The following is a 16,698-nucleotide window of genomic DNA, read 5'->3' as shown; positions in this document are numbered from 1 at the left end:
GAATCTCTCATAAGCCCATTCACGCATTTTCCTCGCCGGTTTCCACCTGCCACCGGCTCTCTTTGAGAGGAATTCGATGCGCTACTCTTCTTATTCAACGATTTGCTCTGCTATTCTCAGCTCAACTGTACTTCCGGCGATGCCGCTCCCGACACCTTCTGCCTAATCCGTACAAAAAGGTTGCACCTATCTTATTGGAATTTTAATCCTTTGTCAACAAAAAACTGCTCGATATTCGATAATTCAGTATTGTTTGTACATGATGGTATTTTTGCGGTATAACTAATAATAAGCAGTTATTACTTATAAAAAGGGAGGATACAGAAATGACAAAAAAGTTTAAATTTCTATTGGCTGGATTTCTCATGCTCATTTTAATTCTTTCGGGTTGTGCCGGAGAAAGCAACAGCAGCAGTGACAGCGGCAGCGAAAGCGGCGACAAAACAAAAATCAGCTTTATGCATTGGCGCGGTGAAGACAAAGCTGTATTCGATGAAATTATTGCTGAATTCCAAAAAGAAAATCCGGATATTTCTGTTGAAATGAACATCTATCCTTCCGATCAATACCTCGGAACGGCACAGCGCATGCTGCAGGAAGGTTCCACGGGCGATGTATTCGCTTCATTCCCCGGAGCACAATTCCAGTCGCTTCAAGAAGCCGGTATTTTTGAGGATTTAAGCAGTGAAAAATTTGTTTCTAATTTTGATGAAAACCTAATCAGTGTCGGCCAAGTGGACGGCAAGCAATTCGCGCTTCCGTATCAGCTGGTGTTCAATATGCCGATATACAACAAAGGCATGTTTGAAGAGCTGGGCTTGGAAGTGCCGAAAAGCTGGTCTGAATTCCAGGCATTATGCGATACGCTTCTTGAAAACGGCATTACCCCTATCGCTTTCCCTGGCGCCGATATCGGCCCTAACCAATTCATGAACAGCATGGTCATGAACAATGCGCCGGATGAAGAAATTTTTGCCAAGCTTTTAAGCGGCGAAGAAAAACTGACAAACGAATGGTGGGTGAAAACCCTCGAAGATTTCCAATTGCTTGAGCAAAAAGGATATATCCAGAAAAATGCATTGGGCACAAACCAAGATGCTGCAATGGCTATGGTAGCCAATGAAGAAGCTGCCATGCTTGCAACAGGCTCTTACCACATGGCATCACTTCTAGGCTTGAACCCTGAGCTTCAACTGGACTTGCTTGCACCGATTACCGTCGAAGAAAGCGAAGCTGTCTATGAAGGCATCAACACAGCAACATTCATGCTTGCGGTCAATAGCAATTCCGAGAAAAAAGAACAAGCGAAGAAATTTATCGATTACTTAAGCCAGCCGGAAGTCGCTTCTAAATATGCCAATGAAACCGGGCAGCATTTGACGGTTACAGACGTGAACTATGAATCTGAAGCATTGAAAAATACAGCTTATTGGATCGATGAAAGAAAAACCAGATTCCAGCCGCGTTACTTGATTACCAACGCCCAAGTTGAAGATGCTGTACTCAGCTCAATTGAAAACGTATTAGGCGGAGAAGATCCGATGGCAGCTGCTGAAGCTGCACAGAAAATCGTAGACGAAAACAGGGAATGATGTCATGAAAACCTCAAAAACCATTTTTCTATTCTTTGTTCCGGGCTTAGTCCTGTATAGCATTTTCTTTCTATATCCAACTGTAAGTGCATTGTTCTACTCCTTCACCGATTGGGATGGGTTTAGCGATGCTTTCGCCTTTATCGGATTCGACAATTTCGAACGGGCGTTTACGGGCGATTCGATTTTCAGGAAAACGATCGGCAATAACTTGAAATTCATGCTGGTCGTCGTCGTTTTCCAAACGATTGTAGCGCTTGCCTTTGCCATGATCCTGATCAAGAATTCAAAGACCACGGTTTTCCTGCGGGCTCTGTATTTCTTCCCGACGATTCTGTCGTCCGTTTCAGTGGCCTTTATCTGGGCATTCGTCTACGATCCGTCGCTGGGCATCCTAAATCAGCTGCTTGAAGGAATTGGCCTTGGCTTTATAGCGCAGAATTGGCTGGGGAACGCCAATATCGCGATTTATTCCTTGGCCATTACCCAAGTGTGGTTCCACGCAGGCCAAATGCTGATTGTATTTGTCGCTGGCCTCCAAGCCATTCCGCAGGAAATGTATGAAGTAGCCAAAATTGAAGGGGCATCCAAGTGGCAGACGTTCCGTTCTGTAACATGGCCATTGCTTGCCCCTTCCGCTACCATTGTTGTCGCTTATACCACCATTCAATCGTTTAAAGCGTTCGATTTGGTGTTTGCGATGACAGGCGGCGGTCCGAACAATTCGACCGAAATCATCGCTACGTACATTTACGACATCGCTTTTAGAAATTATCAATTCGGTTATGCAAGTGCCATTTCCGTTATTTTCATGATCATCATAGCGATTATCACGTTCCTGCAATTCAAAGCATTGCGCTCGGATCGGATTTCCTATTAATTGAAAGGAGGAAAACAGCTTGCTTTTCCGAAGATTTTCTCTGCTCGTTTATGCGTTGCTTATCTTAATCCCGTTGTTGGTTGTTGTTTTGACCTCCATGAAAACTTTGAGAGAAACATTTTCCAATCCGCTCGGGCTTCCTGCAGACGGCATAAACATTGATAATTACGTAGCCATTTTCCAGGAGCAGACAATGGCCGGCTACTTCATGAACAGTGTCATCGTTACGCTTTTTTCTGTAACTTTTACGCTGCTGTTCGCTGCCATGATCGCTTTTGGCATCACCCGCCTCAGCAGCTGGCTTGGAAACATTATGTTTACGCTATTTATACTTGGCATGATGGTACCGGCGCAAGTTATCATGGTGCCGCTCTATTCGCTGATGCTCGACTTGAATCTTACCAATAGCTTAGTAGGCTTGATCCTGGTGAATGTTTCGACAACCTTGCCAATAGCCGTATTCATTTTGACCGGTTTTATGAAAACTTTGCCAAAAGAACTGTTTGAGGCCTCGACGATTGACGGAGCCGGAAATTGGCAGATGTTCACAAAAGTTGCGATTCCACTGTCGTTGCCTTCCCTGTCGGCAACTGCCATTTTCCTGTTTGTGATGCACTGGAACGATTTGCTTTATCCGTTGCTGTTCATCACAGACAATGCCTACAAGACCTTGCCGCTCGCTTTGCTCGAGTTTCAGGGACAATATTCTACCAACTATCCAATGCTTTTCACCGGTGTCATTATCGCCTCTGCTCCGATGGTCGTCGCGTACGTCTTCCTGCAGCGTTTCTTCGTTGCCGGCATGACCGCAGGCGCCGTCAAAGGCTGACCTATTCAAAAAGACTGTCGAGAATTTCTCGACAGTCTTTTATCTTTTCACCATAACTCCGGCTTAGCCACCATCAGCCACAGCATCGCCAATAAAATCACAATATAGATCCACAACGAACGCTGCAGTTTTTTGATAAGGGAACGCCGGTCGGCATGCGGCTCTTCAAACTTTTTCAAAACCGGTTTGAATGCGCGGGCCAAAAAGACGATGGACCCAAACATAATGACAAGCGTCATCACAATCCACGACGTCGTCCATTGCCAATAACTTTGCCAAATCAGCAGCACACCCGTTGTCACCAGTACATGGCCTGCATGTTTAACGAGGCGGACCGCTGAACGGAACGTAACGATTTGCGCGCTCAGCACATCTTTAGGCGCCCCATTCATCCGTTGAGTTAATGGCACGAGCACAAAGAATGGCCCGATTGATGAAACGGCACTGAGAACATGCAGAAACAGAACCACTGTATACATCGTTTAGTTCACAACCGGTGCAAACTCATGGACCCATACGGACATTTGTGGAAGCCAAGGCATGCCTGGATGAAATTTAAGGATGGATTGTTTGTATTCCTCCACACTGCCGTATCCTTCCTGGCGTGCATGTTCGTCCGTCAATTCACCCAGCGTTTGTGCATAGACGCGTTCTACCACAAATTCGCTTCCTTCCAGCACCATCACTTCGCCGATATCCGCATAGCGGCCATTCCGCCGAGTAGCCGTTTTGTTGCCGGCCAGCACTTTTGCCACATCTTTTTTATTCGTCACCAATTTCTCGATGCTGCATGTTTTGGGTGGCAATTCGTTGTTAAGTAATTCAGCCATTTTCATTCCGCCTTTCGTTTGCTTCCCCTTCATTATAAACGAAGGAGCGGACCTGCATATCTTTTGTTTGGAATAGTAAAAGCCCTGGAGAAAACTCCAGGGCTTTTCGTTTACTTCGCGAAATAATGCTTGCCGATTTTTGTAATGACGGTCCGTGAGAAAATCCAGTTATTCGTTACGCCTGCTGGATTGTAATAATACGTGGCGCCGGCACTTGGATCCCATCCCTGATAAGCGTCACGCACTGCCTGGTAAGCGGAAGCGTCCGGCGTTAACCAGTACTGTCCGTCATTAACTGCGGTGAATGCATTGCGCTGGAAAATGACATCGTATGTACTGTTAGGGAAGTGGCCGGAATTGATGCGATTCAGAATCACGGCTGCTACAGCCACTTTTCCTTTATGAACCTCGCCTCTTGCTTCTCCATGCACTACGTGTGCCATCATATCTACTTGCTCCAATTTATTTCGAGTCAAAGTTCCCGTGTAACCTGTTGCTGGGACGCCGAAATCACGCTGGAACTGGCTTACTGCCGTTTCTGTAATCGAACCATAATAACCTGTTGGGGCAACATGGAAGTAACCGAGTTTTTTCAGTTTTGTCTGCAGTTCAGTTACTGCCTGACCCGTAGAGCCCGAGTGAAGATCTGGAGAATGCGCTTCTGCTTCTGTCTGGGAAAAACTCAGGAACAGAACTACAAACAAACCGAATGCTAAAGTTTTAAGACTTTTCATGCTTTCTCTCCTTCCTGTATCTGGAATTGTAAAAAAACAATTCCTTTCCCCAGTATATAGGGTGAGATTAGAAAATTAAACCCTTCATACCTACTTAATTTCCAATTAATAAAAGTACTAAAGTCTTGCATAATGATTTAATGGAATAAAATTACATAATAAATGTCATTTCTTTGCGGGATTTCACCTAAAAGAAGCTGGGAAAAAGGGTTCAAGTGATGGATTGGCGAATAGAGTAAAAAATCATGTTATTTTGGGGAGGAATTGCGATGTTCATCCGACAGCCTTTTGATGAATTTTTAGATATGTCATACGAACGGATAAGTGAAAACAGTGTAAAAGTAACATTGCCTATCCAACCTCTATTCGTTAACAGTGTAGGGGTGATTCACGGCGGCGTTATTGCTACACTCGCTGATGTCGCACTCTGCAATACGGTAGCACCTGATGTAGACGGCAAGCAAAAAGTGGTGACCGTCGATTTAAATGTCACTTTCCTTAAAGGAGCAAAATCCGAGTTTTTAACTGCCCGTGCTTTTGCTGTAAAAGAGGGGCGCAACATTACGCATGCAGACTGCATCATCCACGATGACCAGGACCATGTAGTAGCCAAAGCCAGGGCCATTCTGTTTAACCAATAAGGGATAGCTGAAAAAGAAAAAGGACCATTTAGCGGCCCTTGGAGTAAATCATAGATTGACTTGGACCCCTAGCGCTTTATCGGCAATATTCATTTCTGCTTTGACGACCGGTTCACGGTTTAATATAGCCGTGTATATTTCTTCCTTTCATTTGCGGATTAAATGCAGCTGTGCAAACTGGCCGGATGGCCGGACAGTTTTTAAGGTGAATTCCAGTTCAAAGTCCAATTCCTGAAAAAGAGGAATGCCTTGTCCAATCAATGTAGGCGCAATCGAAATAATAAATTCGTCGATCAGCTTTTCCTTTAGAAAATCGTGGAGAAGTGCGCTTCCTCCGACTACCCAAATGTCTTTTCCCGGCAAGGCTCTTTCTCTTTGCACAAAAGACGCCACGTCTTCATTGGTAAAAATGACGTGACCTTCTTGGCCGCTTTTCGACTTTGAAAACACATAAGATTTTTTCTCAGGATAAGGAGCTTTCCCCTTTTCCATTTCCATGATCCAATCGTATGTGCGCCGCCCCATCACTACCGTGTCGATGGTTTCCATGTATTCGGCATAGCCGGCATCTCCTTCCATCTCTACTTTAAAAAGCCAATCGAGCGAATCGTCTTTCGTGGCGATATAGCCGTCCAGACTGGTCGCGATGTAACACGTGATTTTGCGTTCCTGGTCCATGTTCTCCCTCCTCTTTCCCGCAGATTTAAAACTTGCTTTCATTTATTATCCCCGTTTTTCGGTTGAGTAACCCTGTTGGCCAATAGGCCGTTTCATTAAAATAGGACGCCTTCAGGAAATTTTGTTACAGTGGAAGAAAGTTGATGAATGGAGGCGTACCTATGCAAAAAATCGTGATTTTGTCGGATACCCATATCCCGGTCCGGGCGAAAAAGCTCCCTCAGCGTTTGGTCGAGGAATGCCAGTCCGCGGATTTCATTATTCATGCCGGCGACTGGCAGACGCTTGATGTGTATTATGAATTGGCTGCATATACAAAAACAGATGGCGTTACCGGAAACGTCGACCCTTGGGAAGTAGCTGACCGTTTCGGAAAGAAAAAGATTTTTGCTTTCGGTGATTTGAAGGTCGGGGTCATCCATGGCGATGGAAGCCGAAAAACGACAGAACAGCGTGCTTTTGAGGCTTTTGCCGACGAAGAGGTGGAGATCATCGTTTTTGGCCATTCCCATATCCCGGTGATGCGGGAAGTGGATGGAATTACGCTTTTCAATCCCGGCTCTCCTACAGACAAGCGGAAACAGTCTCAATATTCATTTGGGCTGCTGGAAATCGGCGATACTTGGAATTTAAGGCATGTCTTTTTTGATAAGGAACATTAAAAAATCGAGCCGGATTTCTCATCGGCTCGATTTTTCCTTGCATTCTTTTATTAACACAAATCCAAGTTCTTTTAACGCCATTTCAAGATTTGCCTGGATCATGACACCTTTTAACGCTTGGGCGAAATACGGAACTTTCAGCGCCATAAAAGGCTGTATGCCCGTAACGACTGGTGTAATGCCAATTATTTTTAAGACACTGACAAGTTTCAGCAAATACTCGCCTACGGCTGAATTGATTTGGGAAACACCGGAGACATCAATGATCAAATAGTCCAATTCGGCTTCGCCGCACTTTTCCAAAACATGATTGATAATTGTTTGTGCCCGGCCCGCTGTCACTTCGCCAATCACAGGCAGAATCGAAACTCCCCGCGTCACTGGAACAAGCGGAGAAGAAAGCGATTCGATTTGCTCGTTTGCCTTGGCAAGCTCCAAAACATAAGTCAGCAACGAAGACATTGTCGCAAATGCCTCTTCGTGTTCTTCCTTAAATTCAAAAGGCACTTGGTCAATGCCACAAATCGTTCCGTACACTTCACCGCATTCATAAAGAATTGGGATGCCAATAAACGAACCGTTGCCAAAACGGGGAGCAATATCTAATTTGTTTGATAAATCGTTGCGGGAAATATCTTCAATAATCAAGGGTTCTTGGCCGTGGTTGATGCTCAAACTGCAGAAAGTCTGGCCCAAAGGAGAGGCACTGCCTGCAGTCACCAATTCCTCTTTTGTATTTAACGCTTTGACAATTTCATTCGTCTGCCCATCATTTTTGGCAATAAATAAAGTGTTGATCTTTAATTGTTTGCTTAACAGATGAAGAATATGTTCAGCAGCGTCATCAAAATTTTTAAAACTTCCTGCTTTTTTTGTTTCCTTTAAAGACATTCCCATAACCTCCCCGTCTCGTTTTCTCTTTCTGATTCGTCGCTAATCATCTTTCTTTAACATACTATTTGTTGTATGGCTTTGCAAATCTACTCTCTTGCATTCATTTCCTTAATCATACAATTATATTTGCAGATTTATCATGTTATTTATGTGACAAAATGGAGGAATAGCCACCCGGGGTTCAGGAATTTCCAGAATAGGGTATAGCTTTACTATAACCTTTGTAAGGAGATGGTGGAATGGTTGCGAAGCACCTGGAAATTGACTTACTGCAGCAGACAGATACGGTAATTTACTTTGAATGGTCGGATACGGGAGATACATGTGTCGTCAAAAGAGATGCAGATACCATCTATACCGGCAACGAAAACAGTTTAAAGGATGAAAATCTGCAAATTGGCGAATTGTATACGTATACGATTGAACGCCTTGGCAACGACGGCGAAGTGAAAGAGCGGATCAAAATGCAAACCAGCACGGAAGACCACTCAGAAGACACCGTCAATTATTTGCAGCAAATTGCCATTACAACGATCGTCTCGGAATCGAAGATCATTTTGGCATGGGGAGCCATCGACGGAATTGATGAATATGAAATTTACCGTGACGGTGAACCGATGGAAACTACCCAAAAAACCCAATTTACTGATTTTGATGTTGAAATGGACCGGGAATACTCTTATTGGATCCGTGCGGAACGTCCATTGGAACGATCCGAAACCGGCTTCAGTGAAGAAAAATCTGTTGCTGCCCGTATTTTCGGCTTGCTCAACATTAAGTCGTCTCAGCAAGAGGCTGCGATGGAAAAGTTTTGGATTGCCAAAAAAATAGCGCCATTGGAGCAGCTGCTCGCCGATGCTCCTCAAGTCAATGTATCGGAATTCAAACGTACTTGGGATTTGCGCTATACCACTTTCCTTCCCGACGAATATTTAGCCAATCCGAATCTGCTGTCGCCCAACCGCTATTTTGCCGGAGACAATCGGACATTCACTCCTGAATCTTCTCATTATCGCACGCAAGTAAACTTTTCACTGCAATTGGGAAATGAAGAGACCACTTTGGAATTCCAAAAAGACGTCGGCCCTAGCATTGCGTATGATTGGCGGAAAAAATTCCGGAAAGCGGATGTCGCTTCTTCTGAAGGCATTCAATTGGAAAAAGCAAAAGAAGACGACCGTAACGTGATGGTTAACTTGACTCATAGCGTTGGCAATCCATTAACGACTTCACCGAATATCGACTATGACGTATCTGCCACATTTTATCGGGACGGACATTATGACATCACCGGCCTTCACGATCAGGCACCCAACCATGAAGTCTACTTGAAAAATGATAAAATGGATGACTGGTTCCAAATCCATGAAGCGGAAAGCAAAGGCCTCGCCTGGATGTCACGAAGCACCGCGAGCCAATACTGGCGAATCTCAAATTTTGAGTAGGAAATTGAAAGCGCCTGTTCAGCTCCGAAAGGCATAAGACGATTTGGCGAAGCGGCGTGTTTCCAGCCGCATAGCCAAAGTGGCTTATGACCCGAGGAGTTAGGCGCTGCAGCTGGACAGTAGGAAAAACGCAGGCGCCCATGTAGCCCCGGCCAACACACAAAAAAATCCTGATGCGCTTCAGCGCGTCAGGATTTTTTATTGTTTATCTAGAAAACGTTTCCGAATATGAGGCGGCGGCAACATACAACTATTGAGTTTGCCAAATACCTTATAGCGGTTTTTTGCTACAACATCGTAGGCCCCATCGCGCAGCGGGCGCGGGAAAGATTTTAAGTAAAAAGCCAATTTCCACAAACCTGTCAGGTGGCGGGAAATCATCAATGCACCTTCTGATTTAACGTACGCTTTGCCGTCCTGTATCAAGACCAGGCTGTCCACGTCTTCCGGTACTTCATGTTTCTTTCTCAATTCACGGCCAATGTCACTTTGCAAAGAAGCAAACTGGTAATAGCCGGCGGGGTCGTGGTTTATGATGAACTGCACACTGGAATCGCAGAAATTACAATCCCCATCAAATAATACTACCGCATGATCCATCTCTATCCCTCCTTCACGTTAAAACACCTAGTTATTTAATAGCCTCTTTTCGCTTTCCTCAAACACCTATTTCGAAAGCGTCCCTTGATGAAAAAACAGTTTCCACCCGGTTTCCCTCTTTTTCCATACGGAACTTCGGATGGAAGATACCCCCGTGGTCTTGTTGAAAATCCGGTATGTAGTGAGGACGGCTGCGGGACCCAATTCGTCCAGCTTAAAGCCGGAAATCTCCATTTCATCAGGAGACAAAGAATGGCTTTCGTTGTAATCAGATCGTTTCCACACTCTTCCTGAGCTTCCGAACTCAAAAAAATCATCATCCAGCACTTCTCCCAGCTTCTCTTTTGAAACCCGGACATCGGGCCGGATATGGCTGCATTCCAGTTCGAAAATTTCTTTTTCCAGCTCGTTCATTTCTTGTTCCCTCCAGTTGCCGCTTCGTCAATTGCATTTAAACCAAAGAAAACCCCATGCTCATCAGGCACAGGGTTATGGTCATTCTTTTTCTTCGTAGAAATCTTTCATGTCTTTATCTTCTCCAGGCTGATCTTGCGGGCCATCGGACGAACCAAAGTCTTCAACATCCTGGAAAGTGTCCGTATAATCGCGAAGCCGGCTGTCTTCTTTTTCCACTGGCTGGCTGGTAGAACTTTGCAGCACATCTTCCTCTGGCGGACGCGACGTCATGTCGGTGTCCTGTTGAGCGTGGTCAATGCATGTCAAAGCTGTAGGGAGCGCTTCTAAGCGTTCGAATGGGATTTCCGTTCCGCATACTGTACATTTGCCATACGTGCCGTTTTCTATCGCTTCCAGCGCGGCATTCGTGTCCTCGAGCTCGTCTTCTTTAAAACGGTTCAACGCCATGCCGCGTTCCTGGTCAAACAAGTCAGTGGCATTATCGGCTGGATGGTTGTCATAAGTGGACAATTCCGTCGTATCAAATTCTTCGGTATGTTCCACACGGTCTTCAAGTGAATTTTTTTGTTCCGTTAATTGGTTTTTTAATTGCTTTAATTGTTCATCAGTCATTGGGCTTCCTCCTCAAAACTTGCTTGTTCTGTATATTTCCTTTTTCAGAGAAATCAAACCTGATGCCAGAGAAGCCCTCCGGTATTCAGCCAGATTCTTGCTCAAAACGAGCAAGCAAACTGAGCAAATAGGCATCCAGCCGCTGCCTGATTAAGCCATCTGTCAGTCCGGTTATCCCAAAAGTTTCCCAGCCCGGATAAACCACTGGCGGTCCGTCCAAAATATCGGTTAAAGCGAGAATATCCCAATAAGCCCGGTAAATAAAGCCATCGGCATACCGCATATACGCCTCAAGGAACCGGTCAGCTGTTTCGATGCCGCAAAGCTGGGCCAGGTTTAATCGGCAGTGGCCGACGTCTACCCCGGCAGGCCCTCTGCACGCATTCACCCAATCCACTACCCCACTCACTTCTTGCCCTTTCCACAATATGTTTGCCGGGTGAAAATCACGGTGCAGAAAACAAGATTCGACGGATGGCCGGACTTCGCGGGCAATCGAAAAGGCCCGCAACCATTCTTCCGGATAGTCTGACCAATCTGGCCTCTCCAGAGACAGTGCCTGATTGTAAGAAAAGTATTCCCACTGAAAGCTGGCAGCTTCATGCGAATGGATTTTTACGAGTACCGCAGCCAACCCCTCCAGCCATTCTTGTTCATTGTCCGGCTGCAGTACGACGCTTCCTTCAATTTTCGTCATCAAAACGGCCGGTACGCCGCACTGTTCGCCACTGGCATCAAACGCCAATAGTCCTGGTACGGCAAGACCTGTTTTGGCGGCTTCCAGTAAACTTGCCGCCTCATGGCCCGCCAAATCTGGTTCCATCGCCAGCCATTCTGCTTTTGTAAAAAGCCTGAGGACGCAGGATTCTGTACCGCCGCCATCTGAATAGTCCATTTCATACAGATGGGAAGAAGTGCCTCCCGCAAGCGGTTCGATACGGAGAAGTTCTTTTTGTTCGCCGATTTTTTTATTCACCCAATCTACGGCGTTGGACGGCCATCCCGTTTGTTTTATCGCCATCTTCCCGTCTCCTTTCATCGGACAGAAAAAAGCCCACCTTCTGGCTAAACCAGCTCGGCAGGCAAATTTAAAGCTTTAATACCTGACTGGCCGCACATTTCGAATAACAAAACGGCTTTTCGGAAGTGTAGGCATTCGGGCCATGCTGTAACTGACATCTTGATCTGGAACATCGTATTCCATTTTTCTGACCAAGAACTCCAGGCTGGTCTTCATCGCTTCAATCGTTACCCATTCTCCTGCGCATCGATGGCCCAAATCGTATTCCCCGCCACCTTGCGGAATAAAACTGAAGGGGCTTTCCTTCCAGTCACGGAACCGTTCCGGACGGAATTCTTCCGGCTGGACCCACAATTCCGGATGATGGTTCGTGCCGTAGATATCTAATAGCACAAGCGTCCCTTTTCTAAAGTGATACCCTTGCCAAACAAAGTTTTCACGGACTCTCGCCCCTGTAAATGGCCCGAATGGATAATATCGGCGCACTTCCTGGACAAACCACTGGCTATAGTCTCCCCGGTTGGCAGCCAATTTCTCACGTGTTTCGGGATGTTCATGAAGAGCGATTGCACCAAAAGTAATGTAGCGGCCAATCGCTACAATCGGCCGTAAAATATTAATCACTTCAATGGCCGCCATATGAGTCGTCATTTTCTTTTCATTCGGCTGCTTATACCAGGCCATGGCTTGAAGCGCCGTTCCATTTGGTGCTTGCAGTTTTCCTTTACGCACCGCTTTTACTATTTTCTCGACCCAATCTTCCGACTGTTTGCGTGCGGTTCTGCCTTTCCAATGCCTTGGACCAGCAGCCCCAAACGAATCAATCAGCGCCCCCATATCGCGGGAACGCATTTCTACTTCGTTTTCCCGAAGAGGAACTCCTGCCCAACGGCAGGCTACCCGCATCATTAATTCTTCTACTTCTTTAAAAAATAAAACTTCTTCCATTGTGCTCCATCGCTCGACAGCAGAACGCCATTCTTCTGTAACGTAAATGTTTAAGAGACGCAAACGTTCGGGAGTCATAAGCGACATAAAAAGCTGTTTTCGATGCTTATGAGATGCATCATCCATTGTTTGGATCGCTTTTTCGCCCATTAAGGTTTTCTGTACTCTCTTTGGCACGGCTCCTCTTCGCCGAAATTTACTTTCATCATAAAACACACGCGCCGCTTCTTCGCCCGCTATGCATACTGCCGTTTGGCCAAGCAAACGCGTTTGAAAAACATCTGTCTTCAGTTGCCTTGTACGGTTCGGTATGAATAGATACCCTTCTGTCATCAAAGCCAATGTATTGTCTACGCCCTTATCACGGGGGATTGGTCGAGTCTCTGCCATGAACTGCAATTCCTCCTTTAATGCGCTGCTTTTCCAATTCACTTACCCGCAAGGAAAATCTGCGAAACAATCAGATACATTCATTTTTGTAAGGCGCCAAAAACTTCCCGTGGCCTGTCCGGTAATTTGTATGATTTCTTTAAAAAGAGAATTGACAGCAAACCGAAAGTCTTTTACGATGAGTGAGGTAACATTAACTACATAACCCGGCAACGGGAGAGGTTCATAGCATTTCACCCTCTATAAAAAACTATGGATTGACGAAATTCAGCCAAATCCACATGCGATTTGGCTTTTTCTTTTTCCGTTTTTTTATAGGCCTCTCTCAAGTCGGACACTTGAAGGAGGCCTTTTTTTATGGCAGGAAGAAACGAAGATACACTGGACCACTTGTCGCTTCTCGGCAATCAAAACACGAAATACCAATTTGAGTACGATCCGGACATTCTGGAAGCGATCGATAATTTGCATACACGCGATTATTTCGTAAAATTCAATTGCCCGGAATTCACTTCCCTGTGCCCGCAAACCGGACAGCCGGATTTCGCCACGATTTACTTGAGCTTTATTCCGGACAAAAAATTGGTGGAAAGCAAATCGTTGAAATTGTACTTGTTCAGCTTCCGCAACCACGGCGATTTCCACGAAGACGTCGTCAATATCATCATGAACGATTTGATTAAATTGCTTGAACCCCGCTATATCGAAGTCTGGGGCAAGTTTACACCGCGCGGCGGCTTGTCGATCGATCCTTATACAAACTACGGAAAACCAGGTACAAAATACGAAGAAATGGCATCTTACCGGATGATGAACCACGATATGTATCCGGAAACGATCACCAACCGGTAAGGGAGCGCGCTATGTTACTTTACTTAAACGGGGCATTTGTCGGACTGCTTATCTTATCAAACATCCTGGCAGTTAAATTGTTTAGTATTGGTGAATGGCTGGTGCTGCCGGCAGCAGTGGTCGTTTATGTTTTCACTTTTCCCATTACGGACACGATTGCGGAAGTCTACGGAAAAGAAGCGGCCCGCCAAACCGTTTTTGCCGGATTCTTCACGCAATGCTGCGCGCTTGCGTTCATCTATTTGGCTATTCACTTGCCTTCAGCGCCATTCTTCGGAGACCAGGCATCGTTTGAAACCATTTTCTCTGCGGGGTTCCGGGTCACTTTGGCCAGCTTGATTTCGTACTTTATCAGCCAAAACTTGGACGTAACCATTTTCCATAAGCTGAAAGACCGCCACGGCGAATCCAAACTTTGGCTGCGCAATAACGCATCAACAATGGTAAGCCAATTGGTCGATACAACGATTTTTATCGCCATCGCTTTTTATGGCACCATGCCTACTGCCGCACTTGTGGCCATGATCTTTACGCAATACGCCTTTAAGTGGCTTGCAGCTGCTTGCGATACTCCGCTTGTCTACTTGCTGGTGAAGCTATGCAGACGCAGCGAGTCCAGCAGCGTACGCGTTTACGGATAATGCACAAAATAAAAAACTGTAACCAAGTTCATCTTTTCCTGAGCTTGGTTACAGTTTTTTATATAGGAGAAAATGCTTCTCCGGATAAGTTCAATTGCTGAATAAAAGGGGTTGAGTCACTTTAAGCTTCTGGCTCCATTAGCCGTTTTCATTTTACTGCCTACTCGCGACAGAACCAAATCTGCTGTAATCGGCAAATGGTCCGATATGGACGTTTCGATAACAGCGGCTTGTTCGGGCTCCAAGTGTTGATCTGTAAAAATATAGTCGATGCGTGTTACCGGTTTTAACTTCACGCCATCGCTGTCGTGTTCATAAGGAGCCGGATACGTATACATATTGTTTTTGCCAGTTTTTAAGAACACATCGTCAAAATGATTTTCCATTCTTTTGATCTGCAGATGGTCGGGATCTGCATTAAAATCACCTGTAATGATTTTAGGGAAGCGGCTTTTTTCCGTAATCTCCAGAATTTCATCAATACTGACTTTCAGCTCTTCCTCTTTTAATGACAAATGAGTGTTGAAAAAGCTCACATACGTTCCTTTTACTTCGAGTACGACTTCCAGTATTCCACGTTGTTCACTGTTTGCAATGGGAGAGATAACTTTTGTCAGCAGGTGGTTTTCAACATACTTGATCGGATGTTTGCTTAAAACCGCATTGCCGTATTGGCGCCGTGGCCTTTCGGGTTCATTCGGCTCCAGATCCAAATTGGCGCCAAACGCACCGTACATGCCCAGCCGATGGCTCAGCCAATCTACCTGATCGATAAATTCACTGCGGTCCGTAAAATGCCGGTCAAGCTCCTGCAAACCGACGATTTCTGCTCCTGACTGTTCAATGACCTTTGCTGTTCTTTCCAAGTCTACAATGTTGTCCATGCCGAGTCCGTGAGCGATATTAAACGACATCACTTTAATGGGCACCGTGGGGGGGATTTTGTCACTCTCCATAAAAAACATCTCCTTTTAATATGAACCGAGTCCATGGCAAGGGATAATAGATGCATTGATTATAGCAATTTTCTGATACAAAAGCACTTACTTATGTGCTCTATTTTCGTATAATTTTTGAACATCAAAATTATTCCTGCTAATGCCATCTTTAAGAAGTTTAAGAAACAATGACTTTCGGGAAGGCAGTCTGCGCTGGCTTCTGCAACGGTTTTTGGAGCGGCGTGACAACAAAATCTGCTGCAATCGGCAAATGGTCCGAGACATCCGTTTCCATAACCGCTACTTGCACCGGATCCAGCTCGGGATCAGCGAAAATATAATCGATGCGGGTAATCGGTTTGAAGTTTTCACCTGTTTCCGCATTTTGATAAGGTGCCGGATACGTATAAGCGTCTCCTCTTTTCAATTTCAAAAAAGCGTCGCTTAAATGGCGGTTCAATCTCTTAATTTGTCCATCCCGTGGAAGTGCATTGAAATCTCCCAGAACGATTCGTGGAAAGCTGCGCTTTTCGATGATGCCGACCAGTTCGCCAATGCTGACTTTCAACTCTTCTTCCTCTAATGCCAGGTGAGTGTTATACACCGTAATCAAGTTCCCTTTAATTTCAATCACCGCTTCCAAGATGCCGCGCTGCTCATTCTTGCCAAAGTCGGTCAGCACTTGGGTCAACAAATGATTTTCCGAATACTTGATCGGGTGTTTGCTTAAAATCGCATTGCCGTATTGGCGGCGCGGTCCGTCCGCTTCCACCGGTTCAAAATCGAGGTTCGCCCCAAATACTGCCTGCATGCCCAACCTTTCGCTTAGCCATTGCACTTGATCCGCAAAAGCGCTGCGCTCCGAAAAGCAACGGTCGACTTCCTGCAAAGCGACAATATGGGCACAGGAATCTTCAATAATGCCTGCCGTTTTTTCCAAGTCCACTATTCCGTTCATTCCTAAACCGTGAGCGATGTTAAATGACATGACTTTTACAGAAACAAGTGGTTCTTTTCCTCTTTCAAGCATGTAAACCTCTCCTTTTGAATGAAGCAATTTTACGTTCAGTACCTTAGTCACCTTGAGTATAGCA

At 45.5% G+C, this 16,698-nt stretch carries 20 protein-coding genes, 1 riboswitch and 1 other annotated feature (1 of these 22 running past the window's edge); of the genes, 8 read left to right on the top strand and 12 right to left on the bottom strand.

Going from position 1 to position 16,698, the window contains the following annotated elements; genetic code table 11:
• Positions 1–107 (bottom strand) — a binding site (T-box leader) (it extends 105 nt beyond the left edge of the window).
• Positions 108–326: 219 nt separating this feature from the next.
• Genes QWY22_RS01290 through QWY22_RS01280 form a run of 3 tightly spaced genes read left to right on the top strand, consistent with a single transcriptional unit; the run spans position 327 to position 3,301 of the window.
• Positions 327–1,592 carry an ABC transporter substrate-binding protein gene (locus tag QWY22_RS01290; RefSeq protein WP_300982575.1) on the top strand — a complete coding sequence of 422 codons (1,266 nt, stop codon included), beginning with the start codon at positions 327–329 and terminating at the stop codon, positions 1,590–1,592.
• 4 nt (positions 1,593–1,596) lie between these two features.
• Complete coding sequence (locus QWY22_RS01285; RefSeq protein WP_300982574.1) at positions 1,597–2,472, top strand: carbohydrate ABC transporter permease; 876 nt, start codon at positions 1,597–1,599, stop codon at positions 2,470–2,472.
• A gap of 19 nt (positions 2,473–2,491) precedes the next feature.
• Entirely contained in the window at positions 2,492–3,301 is an 810-nt protein-coding gene (locus tag QWY22_RS01280) for a carbohydrate ABC transporter permease (protein ID WP_300982573.1), read from the top strand.
• Positions 3,302–3,348: 47 nt separating this feature from the next.
• On the opposite strand, the gene QWY22_RS01275 is transcribed toward QWY22_RS01280, so the two are convergent.
• The 3 genes from QWY22_RS01275 to QWY22_RS01265 form a co-directional block, all read right to left on the bottom strand.
• Positions 3,349–3,780: a DUF2269 family protein gene (locus QWY22_RS01275; protein WP_300982572.1), complete on the bottom strand. Its 432-nt coding sequence runs from the start codon at positions 3,778–3,780 to the stop codon at positions 3,349–3,351.
• Between the two features lie 3 nt (positions 3,781–3,783).
• Positions 3,784–4,131, bottom strand: coding sequence for an ASCH domain-containing protein (locus QWY22_RS01270; RefSeq protein WP_300982571.1), 348 nt, complete (start codon positions 4,129–4,131; stop codon positions 3,784–3,786).
• A 110-nt stretch (positions 4,132–4,241) separates the two neighbouring features.
• A complete protein-coding gene (locus tag QWY22_RS01265) occupies positions 4,242–4,865 on the bottom strand; it encodes a cell wall hydrolase (protein ID WP_300982570.1) in 624 nt (207 codons plus the stop codon).
• A gap of 269 nt (positions 4,866–5,134) precedes the next feature.
• On the opposite strand from QWY22_RS01265, the gene QWY22_RS01260 reads away from it, so the two are divergent.
• Positions 5,135–5,506, top strand: a complete 372-nt coding sequence (locus QWY22_RS01260; protein WP_300982569.1) for a PaaI family thioesterase — start codon at positions 5,135–5,137, stop codon at positions 5,504–5,506.
• Between the two features lie 147 nt (positions 5,507–5,653).
• Here QWY22_RS01260 and QWY22_RS01255 read toward each other — a convergent pair whose 3' ends face one another.
• Positions 5,654–6,184, bottom strand: coding sequence for a dihydrofolate reductase family protein (locus QWY22_RS01255; RefSeq protein WP_300982568.1), 531 nt, complete (start codon positions 6,182–6,184; stop codon positions 5,654–5,656).
• Positions 6,185–6,345: 161 nt separating this feature from the next.
• Between QWY22_RS01255 and QWY22_RS01250 the strand changes: the two genes are divergently transcribed.
• Positions 6,346–6,846: a metallophosphoesterase family protein gene (locus QWY22_RS01250; protein ID WP_300982567.1), complete on the top strand. Its 501-nt coding sequence runs from the start codon at positions 6,346–6,348 to the stop codon at positions 6,844–6,846.
• Positions 6,847–6,864: 18 nt separating this feature from the next.
• Here the strand turns inward: QWY22_RS01250 and QWY22_RS01245 are convergent, their stop codons facing one another.
• Complete coding sequence (locus tag QWY22_RS01245; RefSeq protein WP_300982566.1) at positions 6,865–7,737, bottom strand: STAS domain-containing protein; 873 nt, start codon at positions 7,735–7,737, stop codon at positions 6,865–6,867.
• Between the two features lie 242 nt (positions 7,738–7,979).
• Between QWY22_RS01245 and QWY22_RS01240 the strand changes: the two genes are divergently transcribed.
• Positions 7,980–9,185 carry a DUF3238 domain-containing protein gene (locus QWY22_RS01240; protein WP_300982565.1) on the top strand — a complete coding sequence of 402 codons (1,206 nt, stop codon included), beginning with the start codon at positions 7,980–7,982 and terminating at the stop codon, positions 9,183–9,185.
• A gap of 198 nt (positions 9,186–9,383) precedes the next feature.
• Here QWY22_RS01240 and QWY22_RS01235 read toward each other — a convergent pair whose 3' ends face one another.
• The 5 genes from QWY22_RS01235 to cypC form a co-directional block, all read right to left on the bottom strand.
• Entirely contained in the window at positions 9,384–9,785 is a 402-nt protein-coding gene (locus QWY22_RS01235) for a thiol-disulfide oxidoreductase DCC family protein (protein WP_036802752.1), read from the bottom strand.
• Positions 9,786–9,851: 66 nt separating this feature from the next.
• Entirely contained in the window at positions 9,852–10,199 is a 348-nt protein-coding gene (locus QWY22_RS01230) for a nuclear transport factor 2 family protein (protein WP_300982564.1), read from the bottom strand.
• Between the two features lie 81 nt (positions 10,200–10,280).
• The gene (locus tag QWY22_RS01225; RefSeq protein ID WP_300982563.1) at positions 10,281–10,814 is read right to left on the bottom strand and encodes a TraR/DksA C4-type zinc finger protein; all 534 of its coding nucleotides are present in this window, start codon (positions 10,812–10,814) and stop codon (positions 10,281–10,283) included.
• 85 nt (positions 10,815–10,899) lie between these two features.
• Positions 10,900–11,835 (bottom strand): phosphotransferase family protein, encoded by a 936-nt coding sequence (locus tag QWY22_RS01220; RefSeq protein ID WP_300982562.1) that lies wholly within the window; start codon positions 11,833–11,835, stop codon positions 10,900–10,902.
• A gap of 75 nt (positions 11,836–11,910) precedes the next feature.
• Complete coding sequence (gene cypC, locus QWY22_RS01215) at positions 11,911–13,173, bottom strand: CYP152 family fatty-acid peroxygenase CypC (protein ID WP_300982561.1); 1,263 nt, start codon at positions 13,171–13,173, stop codon at positions 11,911–11,913.
• 212 nt (positions 13,174–13,385) lie between these two features.
• A riboswitch (PreQ1 riboswitch) is annotated at positions 13,386–13,433 on the top strand.
• A 97-nt stretch (positions 13,434–13,530) separates the two neighbouring features.
• Here cypC and queF point away from each other — a divergent pair.
• Positions 13,531–14,025 carry a preQ(1) synthase gene (queF, locus tag QWY22_RS01210; RefSeq protein ID WP_036802747.1) on the top strand — a complete coding sequence of 165 codons (495 nt, stop codon included), beginning with the start codon at positions 13,531–13,533 and terminating at the stop codon, positions 14,023–14,025.
• Positions 14,026–14,036: 11 nt separating this feature from the next.
• Positions 14,037–14,666: a queuosine precursor transporter gene (locus QWY22_RS01205; protein ID WP_300982560.1), complete on the top strand. Its 630-nt coding sequence runs from the start codon at positions 14,037–14,039 to the stop codon at positions 14,664–14,666.
• A gap of 116 nt (positions 14,667–14,782) precedes the next feature.
• Here the strand turns inward: QWY22_RS01205 and QWY22_RS01200 are convergent, their stop codons facing one another.
• Together QWY22_RS01200 and QWY22_RS01195 are read right to left on the bottom strand one after the other, a co-directional pair.
• Positions 14,783–15,622 (bottom strand): endonuclease/exonuclease/phosphatase family protein, encoded by an 840-nt coding sequence (locus tag QWY22_RS01200; protein WP_300982559.1) that lies wholly within the window; start codon positions 15,620–15,622, stop codon positions 14,783–14,785.
• A gap of 160 nt (positions 15,623–15,782) precedes the next feature.
• Complete coding sequence (locus tag QWY22_RS01195; protein WP_300982558.1) at positions 15,783–16,634, bottom strand: endonuclease/exonuclease/phosphatase family protein; 852 nt, start codon at positions 16,632–16,634, stop codon at positions 15,783–15,785.
• Between the last annotated feature and the right edge of the window lie 64 nt (positions 16,635–16,698).

The sequence above is a fragment of the Planococcus liqunii genome, from assembly GCF_030413595.1.
Taxonomy (GTDB): Bacteria; Bacillota; Bacilli; order Bacillales_A; family Planococcaceae; genus Planococcus; species Planococcus liqunii.
The sequence above is the reverse complement of the archived record's forward strand: the minus strand, read 5'-3'. Positions and strand labels throughout refer to the sequence as shown.

Coding starts and splice junctions, on each gene's coding strand:
- QWY22_RS01240 (WP_300982565.1), top strand. CDS start 7,980: ATGGTTGCGAAGCACCTGGAAATTGACTTACTGCAGCAGACAGATACG.
- QWY22_RS01205 (WP_300982560.1), top strand. CDS start 14,037: ATGTTACTTTACTTAAACGGGGCATTTGTCGGACTGCTTATCTTATCA.
- QWY22_RS01200 (WP_300982559.1), bottom strand. CDS start 15,622: ATGGAGAGTGACAAAATCCCCCCCACGGTGCCCATTAAAGTGATGTCG.
- QWY22_RS01195 (WP_300982558.1), bottom strand. CDS start 16,634: ATGCTTGAAAGAGGAAAAGAACCACTTGTTTCTGTAAAAGTCATGTCA.
- QWY22_RS01275 (WP_300982572.1), bottom strand. CDS start 3,780: ATGTATACAGTGGTTCTGTTTCTGCATGTTCTCAGTGCCGTTTCATCA.
- QWY22_RS01285 (WP_300982574.1), top strand. CDS start 1,597: ATGAAAACCTCAAAAACCATTTTTCTATTCTTTGTTCCGGGCTTAGTC.
- QWY22_RS01265 (WP_300982570.1), bottom strand. CDS start 4,865: ATGAAAAGTCTTAAAACTTTAGCATTCGGTTTGTTTGTAGTTCTGTTC.
- QWY22_RS01245 (WP_300982566.1), bottom strand. CDS start 7,737: ATGTCTTTAAAGGAAACAAAAAAAGCAGGAAGTTTTAAAAATTTTGAT.
- QWY22_RS01255 (WP_300982568.1), bottom strand. CDS start 6,184: ATGGACCAGGAACGCAAAATCACGTGTTACATCGCGACCAGTCTGGAC.
- QWY22_RS01230 (WP_300982564.1), bottom strand. CDS start 10,199: ATGAACGAGCTGGAAAAAGAAATTTTCGAACTGGAATGCAGCCATATC.
- QWY22_RS01235 (WP_036802752.1), bottom strand. CDS start 9,785: ATGGATCATGCGGTAGTATTATTTGATGGGGATTGTAATTTCTGCGAT.
- QWY22_RS01225 (WP_300982563.1), bottom strand. CDS start 10,814: ATGACTGATGAACAATTAAAGCAATTAAAAAACCAATTAACGGAACAA.
- queF (WP_036802747.1), top strand. CDS start 13,531: ATGGCAGGAAGAAACGAAGATACACTGGACCACTTGTCGCTTCTCGGC.
- QWY22_RS01290 (WP_300982575.1), top strand. CDS start 327: ATGACAAAAAAGTTTAAATTTCTATTGGCTGGATTTCTCATGCTCATT.
- QWY22_RS01220 (WP_300982562.1), bottom strand. CDS start 11,835: ATGGCGATAAAACAAACGGGATGGCCGTCCAACGCCGTAGATTGGGTG.
- QWY22_RS01270 (WP_300982571.1), bottom strand. CDS start 4,131: ATGGCTGAATTACTTAACAACGAATTGCCACCCAAAACATGCAGCATC.
- QWY22_RS01250 (WP_300982567.1), top strand. CDS start 6,346: ATGCAAAAAATCGTGATTTTGTCGGATACCCATATCCCGGTCCGGGCG.
- cypC (WP_300982561.1), bottom strand. CDS start 13,173: ATGGCAGAGACTCGACCAATCCCCCGTGATAAGGGCGTAGACAATACA.
- QWY22_RS01260 (WP_300982569.1), top strand. CDS start 5,135: ATGTTCATCCGACAGCCTTTTGATGAATTTTTAGATATGTCATACGAA.